Raw genomic sequence first — 17,560 nt, forward strand, 5'->3', positions numbered from 1 at the left:
CACCCTTTCCCTCGCCGCGCGGCTGCCATCCTGGCGGTCCATGCGGCGAATGCCTAAGCCTCGAAAAACCCGTGCCGCTCGAATCCCTTAGGGCTCGCCGGGCGCGCAACTGACGCCCGAACGTTTACGCCGGTACATGAGGACTCTTGGGATCAGAACTGCCGCACGAGATGTCGTATCTGACAAGCCAAACGCTACAATATGGCGTGACTCGCGCGCAAGAGTCCGCCGACTCGCTTCCACATGTTCCGTGGTGAAAAACCCGCAAAATCGCGACCGCAAGACTACGGAATCACCGTTTCATCACCGTTTCCTGGGGCTTTCGGGCGGCATTGACACCCGTTTCACCAGGCCTAAGATAGTCGCGCGTGCCGCCCTTAAAAGGCGGCACGTTTCGTTTTCCGGGCCGGTGGATGGTGCGTTGCGCAATGCACGCCTCACACCGTCCGCAACATCATGTGGCCGTCATGACTAACAGCGCAGCCCCGCATTTGCTTCCCGTTTTCGCCAGGGCCAACCTCGGTTTCGAGCGCGGCGAAGGCTGCTGGCTGATCGCGACCAATGGCGATCGCTATCTCGATTTCACCTCGGGCGTCGCCGTCAATGCGCTGGGCCATTGCCACCCGCATCTGATCAAGGCGTTGCAGGAGCAGGCGACGAAGCTGTGGCACATGTCGAACCTGTTCCAGAGCCCGGACGGCGAGAAGCTCGCCGCGCGCCTGTGCCACGAGAGTTTTGCCGACCTGGTGTTCTTCTGCAATTCCGGCGCCGAGGCGCTGGAGGGCGTGATCAAGCTGGTGCGCCATCATCACTTCTCCAAGGGGCACCCGGAGCGCTACCGCATCATCACCTTCGAAGGCGCCTTCCACGGCCGCACGCTGGCGACGCTCGCTGCGACGGGATCGGCAAAATATCTCGAAGGGTTCGGTCCGCCGATGGACGGCTTCGATCAGGTGCCGCATGGCGACCTCGACGCCGTCAAGAAGGCGATCGGGCCTGACACCGCCGGTATCCTGATCGAGCCGATCCAGGGCGAGGGCGGCGTGCGTTCGGCACCACCGGCGTTCCTCAAGGCACTGCGCCAGCTTTGCGACGAGAAGGGCCTGCTGCTCGCCTTCGACGAGGTGCAGACCGGCATGGGCCGTGCCGGCGATCTGTTCGCATATCGGCGCACCGGCGTTACGCCTGACGTGATGTCGCTGGCGAAGGCGCTCGGCGGCGGCTTCCCGATCGGCGCCGTGCTGGCGACCGCGGACGCGGCCGCCGGCATGGGGCCCGGCTCGCACGGCTCGACCTTCGGCGGCAATCCGCTGGCGATCTCCGCGGCCAACGCCGTGCTCGACGTCATGCTCAAGCCCGGCTTCTTCGACCACGTGCAGAAGATGTCGCTGCTGCTCAAGCAGAAGCTCGCCTCGGTGATCGACCGTCACCCCGATATCGTCGGCGAGGTGCGCGGCGAGGGCCTCCTGATCGGCATCAAGGCCGTCGTGCCCTCGGGCGACCTGGTCGCCGCCTTGCGCGACGAAAAGCTGCTGACCGTCGGGGCCGGCGACAATGTCGTGCGCTTCCTGCCGCCCTTGATCGTCACCGAAGCCGAGATCGAGGACAGCGTCGGGCGGCTGGAGCGCGCCTGCACCGCCTTGTCGGCCGGCCAGAGCAAGCGGGCGGCAAGCTGATGAGCAAGTCCCCGACCAAGACGCCGAAGCACTTCCTCGACATCAACGAGCTGCCCTTGTCGGAGCTCAAGCGCATGCTCGCCGCGTCGAGCGCGATGAAGGCGAAGCAGAAGGCGCATCAGCCGGTACGGCCGCTCGAAGGCAAGACGCTGGCGATGATCTTCGAGCGTCCCTCGACGCGGACCCGGGTGTCGTTCGACGTCGGCATGCGCCAGCTCGGCGGCGAGGCGATCATGCTCACCGGCGCCGAGATGCAGCTCGGCCGCGGCGAGACCATCGCCGACACCGCGCGCGTGCTGTCGCGCTATGTCGACGCCATCATGATCCGCATCCTCAATCACGATGCGTTGCTGGAGCTTGCGGCCAACGCCACCGTACCCGTCATCAACGGCCTGACGCGGCGCTCGCATCCCTGCCAGGTGATGGCCGACCTCATGACCTACGAGGAGCATCGCGGCCCGATCGAGGGCAAGACGGTGGCCTGGACCGGTGACGACAACAACGTGCTGGCGTCCTGGGCCCACGCCGCCGAGCGCTTCAAATTCCAGCTCAACGTCGCAACCCCTCCGGAGCTCGCGCCGAAAAAGGCGATGCGCGACTGGATCAAGGCGACCGGCGCGCCGATCGTGCTCGGCACCGATCCGGAAGCCGCCGTGCGCGGCGCCGATTGCGTCGTCACCGACACCTGGGTGTCGATGGGCGACAAGGAAGGCGAGCATCGCCACAACGTGCTCAAGCCCTACCAGGTCAACGGCAAGCTGATGTCGCTCGCCAAGCGAGACGCGCTGTTCATGCATTGCCTGCCCGCCCATCGCGGCGAGGAGGTCACCGATGAAGTGATCGACGGCCCGCAATCGGTCGTGTTCGACGAGGCCGAAAACCGCCTGCACGCGCAGAAGGGCATCTTGGCCTGGTGCTTCGACGCGGTGAAGTAGCCCGGGCGAAAAGCAGTGGCTGCGGTGGCCGCCGCATCCACCACTGTCGTCCCGGACAAGCGCCGCACAGCGGCGCGCCGATCCGGGACCCATAACCACAGGCCGTGGTTTGGCGAGGACTCGGAGTTGCCACCTCGCAGGATGACGTGATCCTGTGGTTATGGGTCCCGGGTTCGCGCCTTGCGCGCCCCGGGACGACACCGAGTTTGCTGTAGCGTTGTGCACCCTCATCGCATCGGGAACGCGCCCCTTCCATTTTCCACCCTCCGACCCCAGATACAGCGCCATGATCTCCCAATCTCCTGACATGAAGACCGGGTCCAAAGGCCCGGTTCGCGCGCCATCCGCAGTTCCGATCGATGACGCCGTGCTGCCCTACGAGGTCGACGCGCTCGACGTGCGCGGGCGCCTGGTGCGGCTTGGCCCGGCGCTCGACGACATCCTGACCAAGCACGATTATCCCGCGCCCGTCGGCAAGCTGCTCGGCGAGGCCATCGTGCTGACGACGCTGCTCGGCAGCGCGCTGAAATTCGAAGGGCGCTTCATCCTCCAGGCCCAGACCGACGGTCCGGTGTCGTTCCTGGTGGTGGACTACCAGGCGCCGGATCGCCTGCGCGCCTATGCCCGCTTCGATGCCGCGCGTCTCGGCGAGGCCCAGGAATCCGGCATGCGCCCCGGCGCGCTGCTCGGCCGCGGTCATCTCGCCATGACCATCGACCAGGGCCCCGACATGAGCCGCTACCAGGGCCTGGTCGCGCTCGACGGCGGCAGCCTGGAAGACGCCGCCCACGAATATTTCCTGCGCTCCGAGCAGATCCCGACCAAGGTGCGTCTCGCGGTCGGCGAGGAGTGGCGCTCCAGCGACGGCGGCAAGCATCGCTGGCGCGCCGGCGGCATGCTGATGCAGTTTCTGCCGAAGGCGCCGGAGCGCGCGCGGCAGGCGGACTTGCATCCCGGCGATGCCCCTGACGGCGTCGAGGTGCATGCCGTCACCGAGGACGATGCCTGGGTCGAGGCACGTTCGCTGATCGAGACAGTCGAGGACGTCGAGCTGATCGATCCCGAGCTCTCCGGCGAGCGGCTGCTGTTCCGCCTGTTCCACGAGCGCGGCGTGCGCGTGTTCAATCCGCTGGTTCTTAAGGCGCAGTGCTCCTGCTCGCGCGATGCGGTTGCCGCGATGCTCAAGAGCTTCTCGCCCGACGACCGCGCCGCGATGGTCAAGGACGACAAGGTGGTCGTGACCTGCGAGTTTTGCTCTTCGGTCTATCAATTCACCCCGCACGAGGCCGGCGTGGAAGACGCGTGAGCGAACTCTCGTAGCTCTCGTAGGGTGGGCAAAGCGAAGCGTGCCCACGGTCTGTCTCGGTTCATGTAGCTAGATCGTGGGCACGGCGCTCCGCGCCTTTGCCCACCCTACGGCACCTGGTGTGTCGCCCGCTGTCAATCCCATCGCGCAAAAATATTCCACTTTACCGAAATTCGGTTTTGGCGTATGTGTCGCCCATCCCGGCTCATCCAGGAGGGGCGATCTCGAGGTCGTCTTGATCGCGAGCCGGGCTTGCGGTGGACGCGGCAGCGTCGGCACGAGATGGGACGGGCAGGGCGGGTAGTCCCTGTGAGCCTGAACCGTGGGGAGAGGGTGTCTCCTCTGGGGGGGCAGACGTGAGTGTCCCCTAGAGGAGAAAGCCCTCACCCCCGCCTGCGGCGCGACCTCTCCCGCAAGCGGGAGAGGTAAGGGAGCCCGCGGCTGCCTTCCCATCACCAAAACGGCAATGTTTGTCGCGCCTTACCATCATATAAAGGGCGTATTCGCGCTGGAAGAGTCCGGTGGAGTTCCCGGTTCGACAGGCCCGGACACATTGCTTGTCGCGGTTTCTGGCTTAAGTAACAGCGCATCGCGGCCCGATTGGATTGTTTCGTGCTCATAATGCCCTTGTCTGCGCCCACATCGCGCTCCCTGCGGCCGCGCCTGGCCGGCTGGCTGGCGGCGTTTTGCGGCCTGGGCGTGCTGTGGGGCGCGATGCCGGCGGCGGCGCAGGGCAAGCTCGAGGCGCAATATGAGGCCTCGCTGGCAGGCATTCCCGTCGGCAAGGGCGGCTGGAACATCGACATCCAGGACGACGTCTATTCGGCCGCCGCGGCCGGCGGCACCACGGGCCTGCTGAAGTCGTTCACCGGCGGCTCCGGCACCGGCGCCGCGCAGGGCCGCATCGTCAATGGCGCGCTGGTTGCGACCGGCTACCAGGCCTCCACGACGACGCAGAAGAAGACCGAAGAGATCCGCATCACGCTCGACAAGGGCAATGTGAAGGATTTTTCCATCCTCCCCGAGCCGCCGGTCGACCCCGACCGCATCGTCGTCACCGACGCCCATCGCCGCGGCGTCTGGGACCCGATGACGGCCTCGCTGCTGCGCGTGCCCGGCAATGGCGACCCGGTCTCGCCGGAGGCCTGCCACAGCTCGGCCCCGGTGTTCGACGGCCGCATGCGCTACGACCTCAAGCTCGATTTCAAGCGCATGGAGACCGTGAAGGCGGAAAAGGGCTATCGCGGCCCGGTCGTGGTCTGCTCGCTCTATTTCGTGCCGGTCGCCGGCTACATCCCCGACCGCCCCGTGATCAAGTACCTCGCCACCCAGCGCAACATCGAGATCGCCTTCGCGCCGGTGGCGGGCACCCGCGTCCTGGTGCCGTTCTGGCTGAAAGTGCCGACGCCGCTTGGCCCGGCCATGCTGGAAGCCACCAGCTTCGTCACCACCGCCCAGCCGCCGCGCGTGGCGAAGACGCAGTAAAGCCTGCTGGCCGCAGCGTTCCTCTCCGCCGTCATTCCGGGGCGCGCCTCTTGGCGCGAGCCCGGAATCCATCGCGCGACCGTCTCTGCGGTCCGATGGACTCTCAGGTGCGCGATTGCGCACCATAGCTCGCGACTGCGTCGCGCCCCAGCATGACCGGGGAGGAGAGGCGAGAAAAAGCAAGCAAATTCAATGGCCGTTCTACTGTGCATGGGGTTGTTTTCGCAAAAATCAGTTGGGCCGGTCGCCGCCGGGAATCCATTTGACTCCTCCCCGATTCTGATTCGACTCCCCGCCGTCCCCAACTTAAGGCTTTCCGCCCTCGAAACGTCACTTGTCCGAGGAGCGAAAACTCCATCTAGTCGTCGCCGATAGGACTGGCGCGACATCTTGCGTGAACGGAACGGGACTCAATCTGGAGTCAGCGATTCGGCCGCGATTCGTTCTAGAGTCGTTCCGAAGCTTAAGACGGACAGGAAAAGCGTCGCAAAGTGAGACAGTTGCGCGGGATTTTCGGCGATGCTTCCCCACCCTCCGCTGTCATGCCCCGGCTTGACCGGGGCATCCAGTACGCCGAGGCCCTTCGGCTTTGTCACGACCGCCGCGGCGTACTGGATCGCCCGGTCGAGCCGGGCGATGACAGCGGTACCCGCATTCGGCGCCATGCACCTCCCCGCCCCAATCCAGCACTGACATTCGCCCAAATCGCCACTACCTAATCCCTCAGACATGGCTTTTTCCTCCTCCCCCTTTGCTTCCGAGCGCACGGCGTCCGATCGCGTGCCCGGCGCTGGCGTCACCGCGGTGCTCGGACCGACCAACACCGGCAAGACCCATCTCGCCATCGAGCGGATGCTCGCGCATCCCTCGGGCATGATCGGCCTGCCGCTGCGCCTGCTCGCGCGCGAGGTCTACAACAAGATCGCCGCGAGGGTCGGCAGCGAGGCGGTCGCGCTCGTCACCGGCGAGGAGAAGATCAAGCCCAGGAATCCGCGCTATTGGGTCTCGACGGTCGAGGCGATGCCGCGCGACCTCGATCTCTCCTTCCTCGCCGTCGACGAGGTGCAGATCGCATCCGATCTCGAACGCGGCCACGTCTTCACCGATCGCATCCTCAACCGCCGCGGCCGCGACGAGACGCTGCTCCTGGGCGCGGCCACCATGCGCCCGATCATCGAGCGCCTGCTGCCCGGCGTGTCCATGATCACGCGGCCCCGGCTGTCGCAGCTGGAATTCGCCGGCGACCGCAAGATCACGCGCCAGCCGCGCCGCACCGCCATCGTCGCGTTCTCGGCCGATGAAGTCTACGCCATCGCCGAACTGATCCGCCGCCAGCACGGCGGCGCTGCTGTTGTTTTGGGCTCGCTGTCGCCGCGCACGCGCAACGCGCAGGTCGAGATGTTCCAGAACGGCGACGTCGATTATCTCGTCGCCACCGACGCCGTCGGCATGGGCCTCAATCTCGATGTCGACCACGTCGCCTTCGCCTCCGACCGCAAGTTCGACGGCTATCAGTTCCGCCGGCTGACGCCGTCCGAATTCGCGCAGATCGCAGGCCGCGCCGGCCGCGCCACCCGCAACGGCACCTTCGGCACCACCGGCCGCTGCGCGCCGTTCGAGCCCGAGCTCGTCAACGCGCTGCAGAACCACACCTTCGATGCCGTGAAGATGCTGCAATGGCGCAATTCGAAGCTGGATTTCTCCTCGCTCGGCGCGCTGCAGGTGTCGCTCAACCTCGCGCCCGGCCACGAGGCGCTGACGCGCGCGCCTGTTGCCGAGGACATGCGCGTGCTCGACCACGCCGCCCGCGACGGCGAGGTGCGCGATATCGCACATGGCAAGGTCGCGGTGGAACGGCTGTGGGAGGCCTGCCAGGTCCCCGACTACCGCAAACTGTCGCCGGCCGCCCATGCCGAGCTGGTGACGACGCTGTACGGCTTTTTGATGCGGAAGGGCTGCATCCCCGATGCCTGGTATGAAGCCCAGGTCACCCAGGCCGACCGCATCGACGGCGATATCGACACGCTGTCGGCCCGGATCGCGCAGATCCGCACCTGGACCTTCGTCGCCAACCGCCCGGACTGGCTGAAAGACCCCGAGCGCTGGCAGGGAATCACGCGGGAAGTCGAAAATAAATTATCGGATGCGCTCCATGAACGCTTGACTGAGCGTTTCGTTGATCGCCGGACCAGTGTATTGATGCGCCGCCTGCGGGAGAACACGAGCTTGAATACTGAAATCGGCAAGACCGGCGAAGTCATCGTCGAAGGCCATGTCATCGGCCGCCTCGACGGCTTCACCTTTGCACCGGACGCTGCGGAAGCAGGCTCCGATGCGAAAGCCTTGCAGGCTGCAGCGCAAGCGGTGCTCGCCGGCGAGATCAACATGCGCGCCGAACGGCTCGGCAACGCGCCGGACGACCAGTTCGTGCTGACCTCGGAAGGCATCATCCGCTGGACCGGCGATGCCGTGGCGCGGCTGTCTGCCGCAGAGGACGCGCTGCATCCGCGCATCCGCATCATCTCCGACGAGCGCCTGACCGGCGCCCCCCGCGACAAGGTGCAGGCGCGGATCGAGCTCTGGCTCAAGACCCATATCGAGAAGCTGCTCGGGCCGATGTTCGAGCTCTCCAAGGCCGAGGACGTCACCGGCATCGCCCGCGGCATCGCCTTTCAGCTCGTCGAGGCCCTCGGCGTGCTCGAGCGTCCCAAGATCGCCAACGAGCTGAAGGATCTCGACCAGTCCTCGCGCGCGGTGTTGCGCAAATACGGCGTCCGTTTCGGCGCCTATCACATCTATTTCCCCGGCCTGCTCAAGCCCGCCGCGCGCGCGCTCGCGGCGCTGCTGTGGGCGCTGAAGCAGGACAATGTCGATCTGTCCTCGCTGTCGGGCGCGCAGCATCTGGCCTCCTCGGGGCGCACCTCGTTCCCGGTCGACAAGGCGCTGCCGCGCGATGCCTATCGCGTGCTCGGCTACAAGCAGGCCGGCGAACGCGCCGTGCGCGTCGACATTCTGGAGCGACTGGCCGATCTGATCCGCCCGGCGCTGGCCTGGCGCGAGAACGCATCCGGCGAGAAGCCCGCCGGCGCCTTCGACGGCCGCAGCTTCGTCGTGACGCAGGCGATGACCTCGCTCACCGGCTCCGCCGGCGAGGATTTTGCGTCGGTGCTGCGCGCGCTCGGCTATCGCATGGAGAAGCGTCCGCCGCTGCCGCCCAAGCCCGTCGTTGCTGAGCCCGTCGTGGCCGAGCAGGTCGTGACTGAAACGGTCGCGGCAGACACGCCGCCGGTTGAAGGCAGCGCCGAGACCTCGACCGAGACCGCGGCGGAGGCCGTTGCCGGCCTGCCCGAGGCGCCGGCCGCATCCACCGACGTTGCCGCTGAAGCCGTCACCGTCGAAGATGCTCCCGGCATCGAGCCGCAGGACGAGCAGGCTCACGACGCCGCGCCCGCGCCGGAAGCCTCCGCCGAGGCGCCCGTGACGCCCGAAGACGCCCCCGGCATCGCGCCGCCGGCGGAAGAGCCCACAGTGTCTCCGGAGGCCGCCGGCCTCGATGCGGCTGCGGCCGAGACCGCCGCAACGGAAGCCGCTGCATCGCCCGACGCTGCCGCGCCTGAGGCCGCGGCTGCGCCCGCCGAGCCCGAGCTGGTCGAGGTCTGGCGTCCCGGCGGCCGTCACGAGGACCGCAAGCCGCGCCACGAGCGCCACCGCCACCAGCGTCATCACAACAACCAGCGTGCGCAGGCCGGTGGCGAGGCCGGCGCTGCGAGCGCTGCGCCCGGCGAAGCCGTCGGCGGCGAGAAGCGCAATGAACGCCATCGCCACGGCGGCCATCGCAAGGACGGCGGCAGAGACTTCCGCAAGCCGCGCGAAGGTGGCGGCGAAGGCGCGCCGCGTCCCGAGGGGCGCGACGACAAGCAGCGCCGCTTCGAGGGTAGGGATCGTGACAACAAGGATCGCGACAACAAGGGGCGTGATCGCGACAAGGGCAAGTTCGGCGGCGATCGCGACAAGGGCCGCGACAATCGTGGTCGCGACCGCGACAAGGGGCGCGATCGCCAGGGTGGTCCGTCGCTGCGCCCCTACGCCTCGAGCGCCAATCCGCGCGAGCGGGACCGGCCCGCCGATCCGAACTCGCCGTTCGCCAAGCTCGCCGCGCTGAAAGAGCAGCTGTCCGGCCGCAAGGAATGACATAGCGTTTTCAAGCGAAGTGCGGAGCGGTTCGCGTGAAGAAAACGCGTCCAAGGGAGTAAAGCCACGACCGAGCGGCAGCGCCTCGACAAATGGCTGTGGCACGCGCGGGTGGTGAAGGCGCGCACCTCCGCGGCCGAGCTCGTGGTCAGCGGCCATGTCCGCATCAACGGCACCCGCGAGACCTCGCCGGGGCACGCGGTCAAGGTCGGCGACGTGCTCACCATCGCGCTCGACCGCACGGTGCGCGTGTTGAAAGTGACAAGCTTTAGCGAGCGCCGCGGCGATGCTGCCGCGGCCCGCGTGCTCTACGAAGAGCTCGGGATGCGCAATTAATTGCGCATCGCATTCATTTCTTGGTCGATCAAACACGCAAAGCCGTCATGATCGGGCTTTCCCGACCTTGCGGCGCCCGGCCATCCGCGCTAGGCAAGCCGCGACTTCTAAAAGAGCTTTTCGGAGCGTTGGATGACTTACGTCGTCACTGAAAACTGCATCAAGTGCAAGTACACCGACTGCGTCGAGGTCTGCCCGGTCGACTGCTTCTACGAGGGTGACAACATGCTCGTCATCCATCCCGACGAGTGCATCGATTGCGGCGTGTGCGAGCCGGAGTGCCCCGCCGACGCCATCAAGCCGGATACGGAACCGGGCTTGGAAAAGTGGCTCCAGGTCAACGCCGACTACGCCAAGAGCTGGCCGAACATCACCCAGAAGAAAGAATCACCTGCCGACGCCAAGGAATTCGACGGCATGGAAGGCAAGTTCGAGAAATATTTTTCTCCGAACCCCGGCTCCGGCGACTAAATCGGGCCCAAACTTAACCCTAATAGCGGCGTTGCCGCCGAAAACCAGCCCTGAAGACCCCTAAATCATTGATTTTTGCGGGAAATGTGCTATATTGGGCACATTAAGCCGAACCCCGTCAGCCCCCTTGGCCCCTCTGGGTTCCCGTGAAACCAATGTCGAACAGGGGCGTGGCAGTTTCCGCGCGCAGGCTGTGTCACAGAAAACGCGTAAAAAGAGTACTTCAGCGAGGGCTTCCCATAAGGAGGCCAAAAAAGTCGCCGCGGCCAGCCGTAGCGCATCCAAGGGTCGGACCGCGACGAAGGCGCCGGCTGCAAAGTCCTCGAAGAACAAAAGAAGCGCAATGCCTAACAAGACTGCCAAACCGGCCGCGAAAGCGACCGCTGCCAAGCCTGCTGCCAAGTCTGTGACTGCAAAGCCTGCTGCCAAGCCCGTTGCCGCCAAGGCTCCCGCTGCCAAGCCCGCCGCGCCGAAGGCTCCCGTTGCTGCTGCTCCTGCCAAGGCTCCCGTCGCTGCCAAGCCGGCCGCGAAGCCCGCTGCTGCGCCGAAGGTCGAGGAAAAGAAGGTCGTGACCCAGCGCCAGGGCTTCAAGGCCAACGAATTCGTCGTCTATCCCGCTCACGGCGTCGGCCAGATCCTGGCCATTGAGGAGCAGGAGATCGCCGGCGCGAAGCTCGAGCTGTTCGTCATCAACTTCATCAAGGACAAGATGACGCTACGCGTGCCGACTGCCAAGGTCGCCAATGTCGGCATGCGCAAGCTGTCCGAGCCGACGCTGGTGAAGAAGGCGCTCGAGACGCTCAAGGGCCGCGCCCGGGTCAAGCGTACCATGTGGTCGCGCCGCGCCCAGGAATACGAAGCGAAGATCAATTCGGGCGACATCGTCGCGATCGCGGAGGTCGTGCGCGACCTCTATCGCTCGGAATCGCAGCCGGAGCAGTCCTATTCCGAACGCCAGCTGTATGAAGCGGCGCTCGATCGCCTGTCCCGCGAGATCGCCGTGGTGCAGCACTCGACCGAGACCGAAGCGGTCAAGGAGATCGAGGCCCAGCTCGCCAAGAGCCCGCGCCGCAACGCCAAGGCGGAAGCCGCCGAGGGCGAAGCCGATGCTGAGGGTGAGGCCGACGATAGCGATGGCGACGACACCACCGTCGCCGACGAGGCCGCGTAAGCGCCTCGCGTCGATCGCAAGAGATCAAAAGCCCGGCCGTTCGGCCGGGCTTTTTGTTTGGAATGCAGTTTGTAGGGTGGGTTAGCCGCGTAATTGCGCAAAGCGCAATCGCGCGGCGTAACCCACCAGCTTTTGCATCCGCATCGAGAGAAGTGGTGGGTTACGCCCAGCAGATGCGCTTTGCGCCTCCGCTGAGCTAACCCACCCTACGCCTTCACTATTTGACCGGCCGCTTCTCGAGCTTCCGTGCCAGCGTGCGCCGGTGCATGCCGAGCCGCCGGGCCGCTTCCGAGATGTTGAAATCGGTCTCGATCAGGGTCTGGTGGATACGTTCCCATTCCAGCGTCTTGATCGAGGTCGGCCGTGCGTCGAGTGCGACCTCGGCGTTTCCCGCGGCCTTGGTGAAGGCGGCTTCGATGTCGTCCGTGTTCGACGGCTTTGCGAGATAGTGGCAGGCGCCCAGCTTGATCGCCTCCACGGCAGTCGAGATGCTGGCAAAGCCCGTGAGCACCACGATCAGCGTGTCGGGGTCGTGTGCGTGCAGCAGCTCGACGCAGGCAAGGCCCGAGGCTCCGCCAAGCTTGAGGTCGACCACGGCATGACCGAAGGAGCGCTGCTCCAGCACCTGGCGCACCTCCTCGATCGAGGCGGCCAGCACGACGTCGTAGCCGCGGCGCTCGAACGAGCGCTTCAGCGTTCGCGCGAAGCCGGCATCGTCCTCGACGACGATGAGTGAACGGTCAGGCGTCAAAATTCCCTCCGATCGCCAGCGTTGCCAGCGGCAGCGTCAGGCGTACCGTGGCGCCGCGCTTCCTGTGATTTTCCGCAATGACGGTGCCGCCCAGCTTGCGCACCACGTTCACCACCAGGAACAGGCCGAGCCCGCCGCCGGCGCGGCCCTTGCTGGAATGGTAGGGCTTGCCGAGCTGCGCCAGCATTTCCGGCGCAAAGCCGGGGCCGCGGTCGGAGATCGACAGCACGAGGTTGTCGCCCTCGCGCTCGGCCACGAGCTCGACCCAGTCGCGCGAGACCTCATAGGCGTTATCGAGCACGTTGAAGATCACCTGCTTCAAGGCGATGTCGGAGACGATGGCAACGTCCGCGCCGAACGTATTGACGAAGTAGAGCGTCCGGGCCGAGCGCGCGTCGCGCCATTCGTCGACCAGGGCGGTGACGAACGCCGTCACCGTGGTCGGCGACGAGCCTTCGCCGCGCGCTTCGCCGGCCGAGACCAGAATGCCTGTCACGATCGACTTGCAGCGCTGCAGCGATGTCTCCATCTCCGCGAGGTCCTCGGCGAGCTCCTGGTCGGCGGCAAGATCCGGCATGCGGCGCCAATCGCTGAGGATGACCGAGAGCGAGGCGAGCGGGGTGCCGAGCTCATGCGCCGCGCCGGAGGCGAGCAGGCCCATGCGCACGATGTGGTCCTGCTCGGCGGCATGCTGGCGCAACGCCGCCAGATGCGCGTCGCGCTCGCGCAGGTTTCGATTGATGCGGGTGACGAACACGACCAGCAGCACGGCGTTGAGCACGAAGCCGACCAGCATGCCGAGGACGGTGAGGGTGTAGGTCTCGCTCAGTGGATTGGGCGGCAAATCCAGCGGCCGGTAGGCCAGGGTCAGCCAGACAAAGCTCGCGCAGGTCAGCGCGACCAGCGACCAGGTCGAACGGGCATCGAGCAGCACCGCGCCCAGCGTCACCTGGAGCAGGAACAGCGAGGTGAAGGGGTTGGTGGCGCCGCCACTGAGATAGAGCTGCGCGGTCAGCGCGGCCACGTCCAGCATCAGGGCGACCAGCAGCTCGTTGTTGGTGATCGCGGCGCGATGGCGCACCCAGATCAGGCTGGAGACGTTGAGCAGCACCAGCGCGCCGATCACCGCGCCCATCCGCTCCAATGGCAGGGGGATGCCGAGGCCGAAATGCACGGCGCCGATGGTCACGATCTGGCCGACCACCGCGGTCCAGCGCAGCTGGATCAGCAGCGTCATGTTCTTGCGGTTGGTCTCGTCGCTGGCCGGAGTGGGGCCGATCAACTCGCTGCGCGCGTCCGCCGGCGATTGCAGCGTGACGGCCAGGCCGTCATGAGCAAGTGTGTGGGGAAGCGTCTTCCCGTCGTCAGGTCTGTTCGACGATCGTTCCAGCATCTGATCCCGTCCTGCGCGCGGCGGCATCTGCGCCGCCGGCCGGTTGGTGGACGAAGCCATTCAGGGCTCTGTTGCGGCGGAACAGCCCGCCGCCGAATGTGACGGCAAGCCTGCCGGCCAACATGAAGGCCAGGGCAAACCAGGTCAGCGCATAGATCAGGTGGTTATTGGGAAAGCGCACCACGGTCAATCCGCCGACGGGACCGCCAGCGGATTGTGATCGGGCGTCGGCATCGACGAAGAAAGGTGCGACGTCGTGCAGGCCGCGGGCCGTCGCGATCGCGGCGACATCCCGCGAATACCAGCGGTTGTGCTGGGGCACGTTGTCTCGGAGGAACCCGCCTTTGGGCTCGGTGATGCGGAGCAGGCCGGTGATCTCGACCTGGCCGTCCGGGTTGCCGTCCCGGCGCGTCGATGCCTCACGCCGCTGCGACGGCACGAAGCCGCGATTGATCAGGACCTGCGTGCCGTCCTCGCGCAGAAGCGGCGTCAGCACCCAATAGCCCGGGCCTTCCTCGGTGACGGCCTGGACCAGTGTCTCACGGTCATGCAGGAAGCGGCCGGTGAGGCGGACGTGCCTGTATTCGTCGGTGGCGGCGGAAACCGCAGGCCATGATGCGGGCGCGGGGAGTGGCTGGGCTGGGGCATGGACGCGCTGCTCGACGCGGTCGATCAGGGCCAGCTTCCAGGCGCGGCGCTCGATCTGCCAGATTCCGAGCGCGATGAGAACGACGAAGGCAACAAGCGAAAGGACCGTGAGCCACAGGGAAGGAGCACGCGCAGCCTTGCCGCGCGGCGCACCTTCCCTGTCCGTCACGGTCCCGGCCTCGCTCACTTCATTCCGCTCATCTGGTGCATCGGCATCATGTTGCTGTTGAGGTGGCTCATCACCCACAGCGAACCCGACAACGCGATCACCACCATGACGACGGTGAAGATCAGCGCCATCATGGTCCAGCCGTTCTCGGACGCCGTGCTCATGTGCAGGAAGTAGATCATGTGCACGACGATCTGCACGACCGCGAAGGCCATGATGACCAGCGCCGTGACCTGCTTGCTCGGCAGCGCGCCGCTCATCACCAGCCAGAACGGGATCGCGGTCAGCACGACCGAGAGCACGAAACCGAGCATGTAGCTCGAGAACGTGCCGTGAGCGTGGCCGCCTTCGTGGTGATGATCGTCGGCGTGCGCGGCATGATTGTTGGTGCTCATCGCAGAACTCCCAGGAGATAGACGAAGGTGAAGACGCCGATCCAGACCACGTCGAGGAAGTGCCAGAACATCGACAGGCACATCAGGCGGCGGCGGTTGGCCTCGATCAGGCCGAACTTGCCGACCTGCACCATCAAGGTCACCAGCCAGATCAGGCCGCAGGAGACGTGCAGGCCGTGGGTGCCGACCAGGGTGAAGAACGCGGACAGGAAGGCGCTGCGCTGCGGCGTTGCACCCTCGTGGATCATGTGGGCGAATTCGAAGAGCTCGATGCCGATGAACGCGGCCCCGAACAGGCCGGTGATCGCCAGCCAGACTTGCGTCTGCGCGACCTTGTTCTGCTGCATCGTCAGCATCGCAAAGCCGTAGGTGATCGACGACAGCAGCAGCATCGAGGTGTTCACCGCGACCAGGTTCAGGTCGAACAGGTCCTTTGGCGCTGGGCCGGCGGCGTAATTGCCGCCGAGCACGCCGAAGGTGGCGAACAGGATCGCGAAGATGAGGCAGTCGCTCATCAGGTAGATCCAGAAGCCGAGCGAGGTGCTCCAGCCCTCCGGATGCGGATGCTCGTCGGCGAGGTAGAAGACCGGCTCGCCGGTCTGCGAGGGATGAACGGCGACAGTCATTTACTTGGCTCCGGCGAGCAGTTTGGTGCGCGCGTCCTCGGTCCGGATGACGTCTTCAGCCGGGATGTCGAAGTCGCGGTGATAGTTGAAGGTGTGGCCGATCCCGACGGCGAGCATCGCGATGAAGCTCAGCGCCGCCAACCACCACATGTACCAGACCAGAGCAAAGCCCATCGCGGTGGCGAGCCCGGCGAGGACGATGCCGGTGCCGGTGCTGCTGGGCATGTGGATCGGCCTGAAGCCGGTGAGGGGGCGCTGGTAGCCGCGGCGCTTCATGTCCCACCAGGCGTCGTTGTCGTGAACGACAGGGGTGAAGGCGAAATTGTAGTCCGGCGGCGGCGAGGAGGTCGCCCATTCCAGCGTGCGGGCATCCCAGGGGTCGCCCGTGACGTCCTTGAGCTGCTCGCGCCTGAGGAAGCTGACCGCGAACTGCATCAGCATGCACATGATGCCGAGCAGGACGAGGCCGGCGCCGATCGCGGCGATGACGAACCAGATCTGCAAGCTGGGATCGTCGAACACGCGCAGGCGGCGGGTCACGCCCATCAGGCCGAGCACGTAGAGCGGCATGAAGGCGAGGTAGAAGCCGGTGACCCAGAACCAGAACGACAGCTTGCCCCAGAACGGATCGAGCCTGAAGCCGAACGCCTTCGGGAACCAGTAGGAGATGCCGGCGAACGCGCCGAACACCACGCCGCCGATGATCACGTTGTGGAAGTGCGCGATCAGGAACAGGCTGTTGTGCAGCACGAAGTCGGCCGGCGGCACCGCCAGCAGCACGCCGGTCATGCCGCCGATCACGAAGGTCAGCATGAAGGCGATGGTCCACATCATCGGCAGCTCGTACCGGATGCGGCCGCGATACATCGTGAACAGCCAGTTGAACATCTTCGCGCCCGTCGGGATCGAGATGATCATCGTGGTGATGCCGAAGAACGAGTTGACGCTGGCGCCCGAACCCATCGTGAAGAAGTGGTGCAGCCACACCAGGTACGACAGGATGGTGATGACGACCGTGGCGTAGACCATCGAGGTGTAGCCGAACAGCCGCTTGCCGGAGAAGGTCGAGGTGACCTCGGAGAAGATGCCGAACGCCGGAAGAACCAGGATGTAGACCTCGGGGTGGCCCCAGATCCAGATCAGGTTCACGTACATCATCGGGCTGCCGCCGAAATCGTTGGTGAAGAAGTTGGTGCCGACGTAGCGATCGAGCGACAGCAGCGCGAGCACGACGGTCAGGACCGGGAAGGAGGCGACGATCAGGACGTTGGTGCAGAGCGAGGTCCAGGTGAACACCGGCATCTTCATCATGGTCATGCCGGGGCAGCGCAGCTTGACGATGGTGCAGATCAGGTTGATGCCGGACAGCGTCGTTCCGACGCCGGCGACCTGAAGCGCCCAGATGTAATAGTCGACGCCGACATCGGGACTGTAGCCGATGTTCGACAGCGGCGGATAGGCCAGCCAGCCGGTGCGGGCGAACTCGCCGATGAACAGCGAGGCCATCACCAGCACCGCGCCGCCGACGGTCATCCAGAAGCTGAAATTGTTCAGGAACGGAAACGACACGTCGCGCGCGCCGATCTGCAGCGGCACGACGTAGTTCATCAGGCCCGTGACCAGCGGCATCGCCACGAAGAAGATCATGATGACGCCGTGAGCGGTGAAGACCTGGTCGTAGTGATGGGCGTTGAGATAGCCCTCGGAGCCGCCGAAGGCGAGCATCTGCTGGCCGCGCATCATCAGCGCGTCGGCAAAGCCGCGCAGCAGCATCACGATGCCGAGGATCATGTACATGATGCCGATGCGCTTGTGGTCCACGGTGGTGAACCATTCGCGCCAGAGATAGCCCCAGAGGCGGAAATAGGTGAGGGCGCCGAGCAATGCGGCGCCGCCGAGCGCGACCACGACGAAGGTGCCGACGACGATCGGCTCGTGCAGCGGCAGCGATTCGAAGCCGAGCCGGCCGAAGATGAGCTTGGGAAGATCAGGAGACATGCGAATTCT

14 protein-coding genes and 1 pseudogene are annotated in these 17,560 nt (G+C 65.7%); 8 read left to right on the forward strand and 7 right to left on the reverse strand.

Features of this window, described 5'->3' with window-relative positions; all coding sequences use genetic code 11:
• Nucleotides 1-467: 467 nt before the first annotated feature.
• The 4 genes from DCM79_RS07915 to DCM79_RS07930 all read left to right on the forward strand — a co-directional run bounded on the left by DCM79_RS07915 (nt 468) and on the right by DCM79_RS07930 (nt 5,402).
• The gene (locus tag DCM79_RS07915; protein ID WP_257179408.1) at nt 468-1,676 is read left to right on the forward strand and encodes an aspartate aminotransferase family protein; all 1,209 of its coding nucleotides are present in this window, start codon (nt 468-470) and stop codon (nt 1,674-1,676) included.
• Complete coding sequence (argF, locus tag DCM79_RS07920) at nt 1,676-2,611, forward strand: ornithine carbamoyltransferase (protein ID WP_257179409.1); 936 nt, start codon at nt 1,676-1,678, stop codon at nt 2,609-2,611. The genes DCM79_RS07915 and argF overlap by 1 nt, the downstream gene beginning before the upstream one ends.
• 286 nt (nt 2,612-2,897) lie before the next feature.
• Nucleotides 2,898-3,917, forward strand: coding sequence for an Hsp33 family molecular chaperone (locus tag DCM79_RS07925; protein ID WP_257179410.1), 1,020 nt, complete (start codon nt 2,898-2,900; stop codon nt 3,915-3,917).
• 621 nt (nt 3,918-4,538) lie between these two features.
• Entirely contained in the window at nt 4,539-5,402 is an 864-nt protein-coding gene (locus DCM79_RS07930) for a DUF3108 domain-containing protein (protein ID WP_257179411.1), read from the forward strand.
• A 410-nt stretch (nt 5,403-5,812) separates the two neighbouring features.
• Here DCM79_RS07930 and DCM79_RS07935 read toward each other — a convergent pair whose 3' ends face one another.
• Nucleotides 5,813-6,067: a hypothetical protein gene (locus DCM79_RS07935; protein ID WP_257179412.1), complete on the reverse strand. Its 255-nt coding sequence runs from the start codon at nt 6,065-6,067 to the stop codon at nt 5,813-5,815.
• A gap of 64 nt (nt 6,068-6,131) precedes the next feature.
• Here DCM79_RS07935 and DCM79_RS07940 point away from each other — a divergent pair, with 64 nt between their 5' ends.
• The 4 genes and pseudogenes from DCM79_RS07940 to DCM79_RS07955 all read left to right on the forward strand — a co-directional run bounded on the left by DCM79_RS07940 (nt 6,132) and on the right by DCM79_RS07955 (nt 11,571).
• Nucleotides 6,132-9,593, forward strand: a complete 3,462-nt coding sequence (locus DCM79_RS07940; RefSeq protein ID WP_257179414.1) for a helicase-related protein — start codon at nt 6,132-6,134, stop codon at nt 9,591-9,593.
• Between the two features lie 72 nt (nt 9,594-9,665).
• A pseudogene (locus DCM79_RS07945) lies at nt 9,666-9,929 on the forward strand (RNA-binding S4 domain-containing protein); the annotation flags it as partial.
• 132 nt (nt 9,930-10,061) lie between these two features.
• A complete protein-coding gene (gene fdxA / locus DCM79_RS07950) occupies nt 10,062-10,400 on the forward strand; it encodes a ferredoxin FdxA (protein WP_018643465.1) in 339 nt (112 codons plus the stop codon).
• A 343-nt stretch (nt 10,401-10,743) separates the two neighbouring features.
• Nucleotides 10,744-11,571 (forward strand): CarD family transcriptional regulator, encoded by an 828-nt coding sequence (locus DCM79_RS07955; RefSeq protein WP_257179417.1) that lies wholly within the window; start codon nt 10,744-10,746, stop codon nt 11,569-11,571.
• Nucleotides 11,572-11,788: 217 nt separating this feature from the next.
• On the opposite strand, the gene DCM79_RS07960 is transcribed toward DCM79_RS07955, so the two are convergent.
• Genes DCM79_RS07960 through cyoB form a run of 6 tightly spaced genes read right to left on the reverse strand, consistent with a single transcriptional unit; the run spans nt 11,789 to nt 17,551 of the window.
• A complete protein-coding gene (locus DCM79_RS07960; protein WP_257179418.1) occupies nt 11,789-12,322 on the reverse strand; it encodes a response regulator transcription factor in 534 nt (177 codons plus the stop codon).
• A complete protein-coding gene (locus DCM79_RS07965) occupies nt 12,312-13,715 on the reverse strand; it encodes an ATP-binding protein (protein WP_257179419.1) in 1,404 nt (467 codons plus the stop codon). The genes DCM79_RS07960 and DCM79_RS07965 overlap by 11 nt, the downstream gene beginning before the upstream one ends.
• The gene (locus DCM79_RS07970; protein WP_373568122.1) at nt 13,687-14,550 is read right to left on the reverse strand and encodes an SURF1 family protein; all 864 of its coding nucleotides are present in this window, start codon (nt 14,548-14,550) and stop codon (nt 13,687-13,689) included. The genes DCM79_RS07965 and DCM79_RS07970 overlap by 29 nt, the downstream gene beginning before the upstream one ends.
• Nucleotides 14,547-14,927, reverse strand: a complete 381-nt coding sequence (cyoD, locus tag DCM79_RS07975; RefSeq protein WP_257179421.1) for a cytochrome o ubiquinol oxidase subunit IV — start codon at nt 14,925-14,927, stop codon at nt 14,547-14,549. Before cyoD ends, DCM79_RS07970 begins: the two co-directional genes overlap by 4 nt.
• Nucleotides 14,924-15,553 (reverse strand): cytochrome o ubiquinol oxidase subunit III, encoded by a 630-nt coding sequence (gene cyoC, locus DCM79_RS07980; protein WP_257179422.1) that lies wholly within the window; start codon nt 15,551-15,553, stop codon nt 14,924-14,926. Before cyoC ends, cyoD begins: the two co-directional genes overlap by 4 nt.
• Nucleotides 15,554-17,551 (reverse strand): cytochrome o ubiquinol oxidase subunit I, encoded by a 1,998-nt coding sequence (gene cyoB / locus DCM79_RS07985; protein ID WP_257179423.1) that lies wholly within the window; start codon nt 17,549-17,551, stop codon nt 15,554-15,556.
• Nucleotides 17,552-17,560 lie beyond the last annotated feature (9 nt).

This window comes from Bradyrhizobium sp. WBOS07 (genome assembly GCF_024585165.1).
GTDB lineage: Bacteria > Pseudomonadota > Alphaproteobacteria > Rhizobiales > Xanthobacteraceae > Bradyrhizobium > Bradyrhizobium japonicum_B.

Bases quoted from the DNA above. Each gene is read 5' to 3' on its own strand.
- cyoB (WP_257179423.1), bottom strand. From the start codon at position 17,551: ATGTCTCCTGATCTTCCCAAGCTCATCTTCGGCCGGCTCGGCTTCGAA.
- DCM79_RS07915 (WP_257179408.1), top strand. From the start codon at position 468: ATGACTAACAGCGCAGCCCCGCATTTGCTTCCCGTTTTCGCCAGGGCC.
- cyoC (WP_257179422.1), bottom strand. From the start codon at position 15,553: ATGACTGTCGCCGTTCATCCCTCGCAGACCGGCGAGCCGGTCTTCTAC.
- DCM79_RS07930 (WP_257179411.1), top strand. From the start codon at position 4,539: ATGCCCTTGTCTGCGCCCACATCGCGCTCCCTGCGGCCGCGCCTGGCC.
- DCM79_RS07935 (WP_257179412.1), bottom strand. From the start codon at position 6,067: ATGGCGCCGAATGCGGGTACCGCTGTCATCGCCCGGCTCGACCGGGCG.
- DCM79_RS07955 (WP_257179417.1), top strand. From the start codon at position 10,744: ATGCCTAACAAGACTGCCAAACCGGCCGCGAAAGCGACCGCTGCCAAG.
- DCM79_RS07925 (WP_257179410.1), top strand. From the start codon at position 2,898: ATGATCTCCCAATCTCCTGACATGAAGACCGGGTCCAAAGGCCCGGTT.
- DCM79_RS07940 (WP_257179414.1), top strand. From the start codon at position 6,132: ATGGCTTTTTCCTCCTCCCCCTTTGCTTCCGAGCGCACGGCGTCCGAT.
- argF (WP_257179409.1), top strand. From the start codon at position 1,676: ATGAGCAAGTCCCCGACCAAGACGCCGAAGCACTTCCTCGACATCAAC.
- cyoD (WP_257179421.1), bottom strand. From the start codon at position 14,927: ATGAGCACCAACAATCATGCCGCGCACGCCGACGATCATCACCACGAA.
- DCM79_RS07965 (WP_257179419.1), bottom strand. From the start codon at position 13,715: ATGCTGGAACGATCGTCGAACAGACCTGACGACGGGAAGACGCTTCCC.
- fdxA (WP_018643465.1), top strand. From the start codon at position 10,062: ATGACTTACGTCGTCACTGAAAACTGCATCAAGTGCAAGTACACCGAC.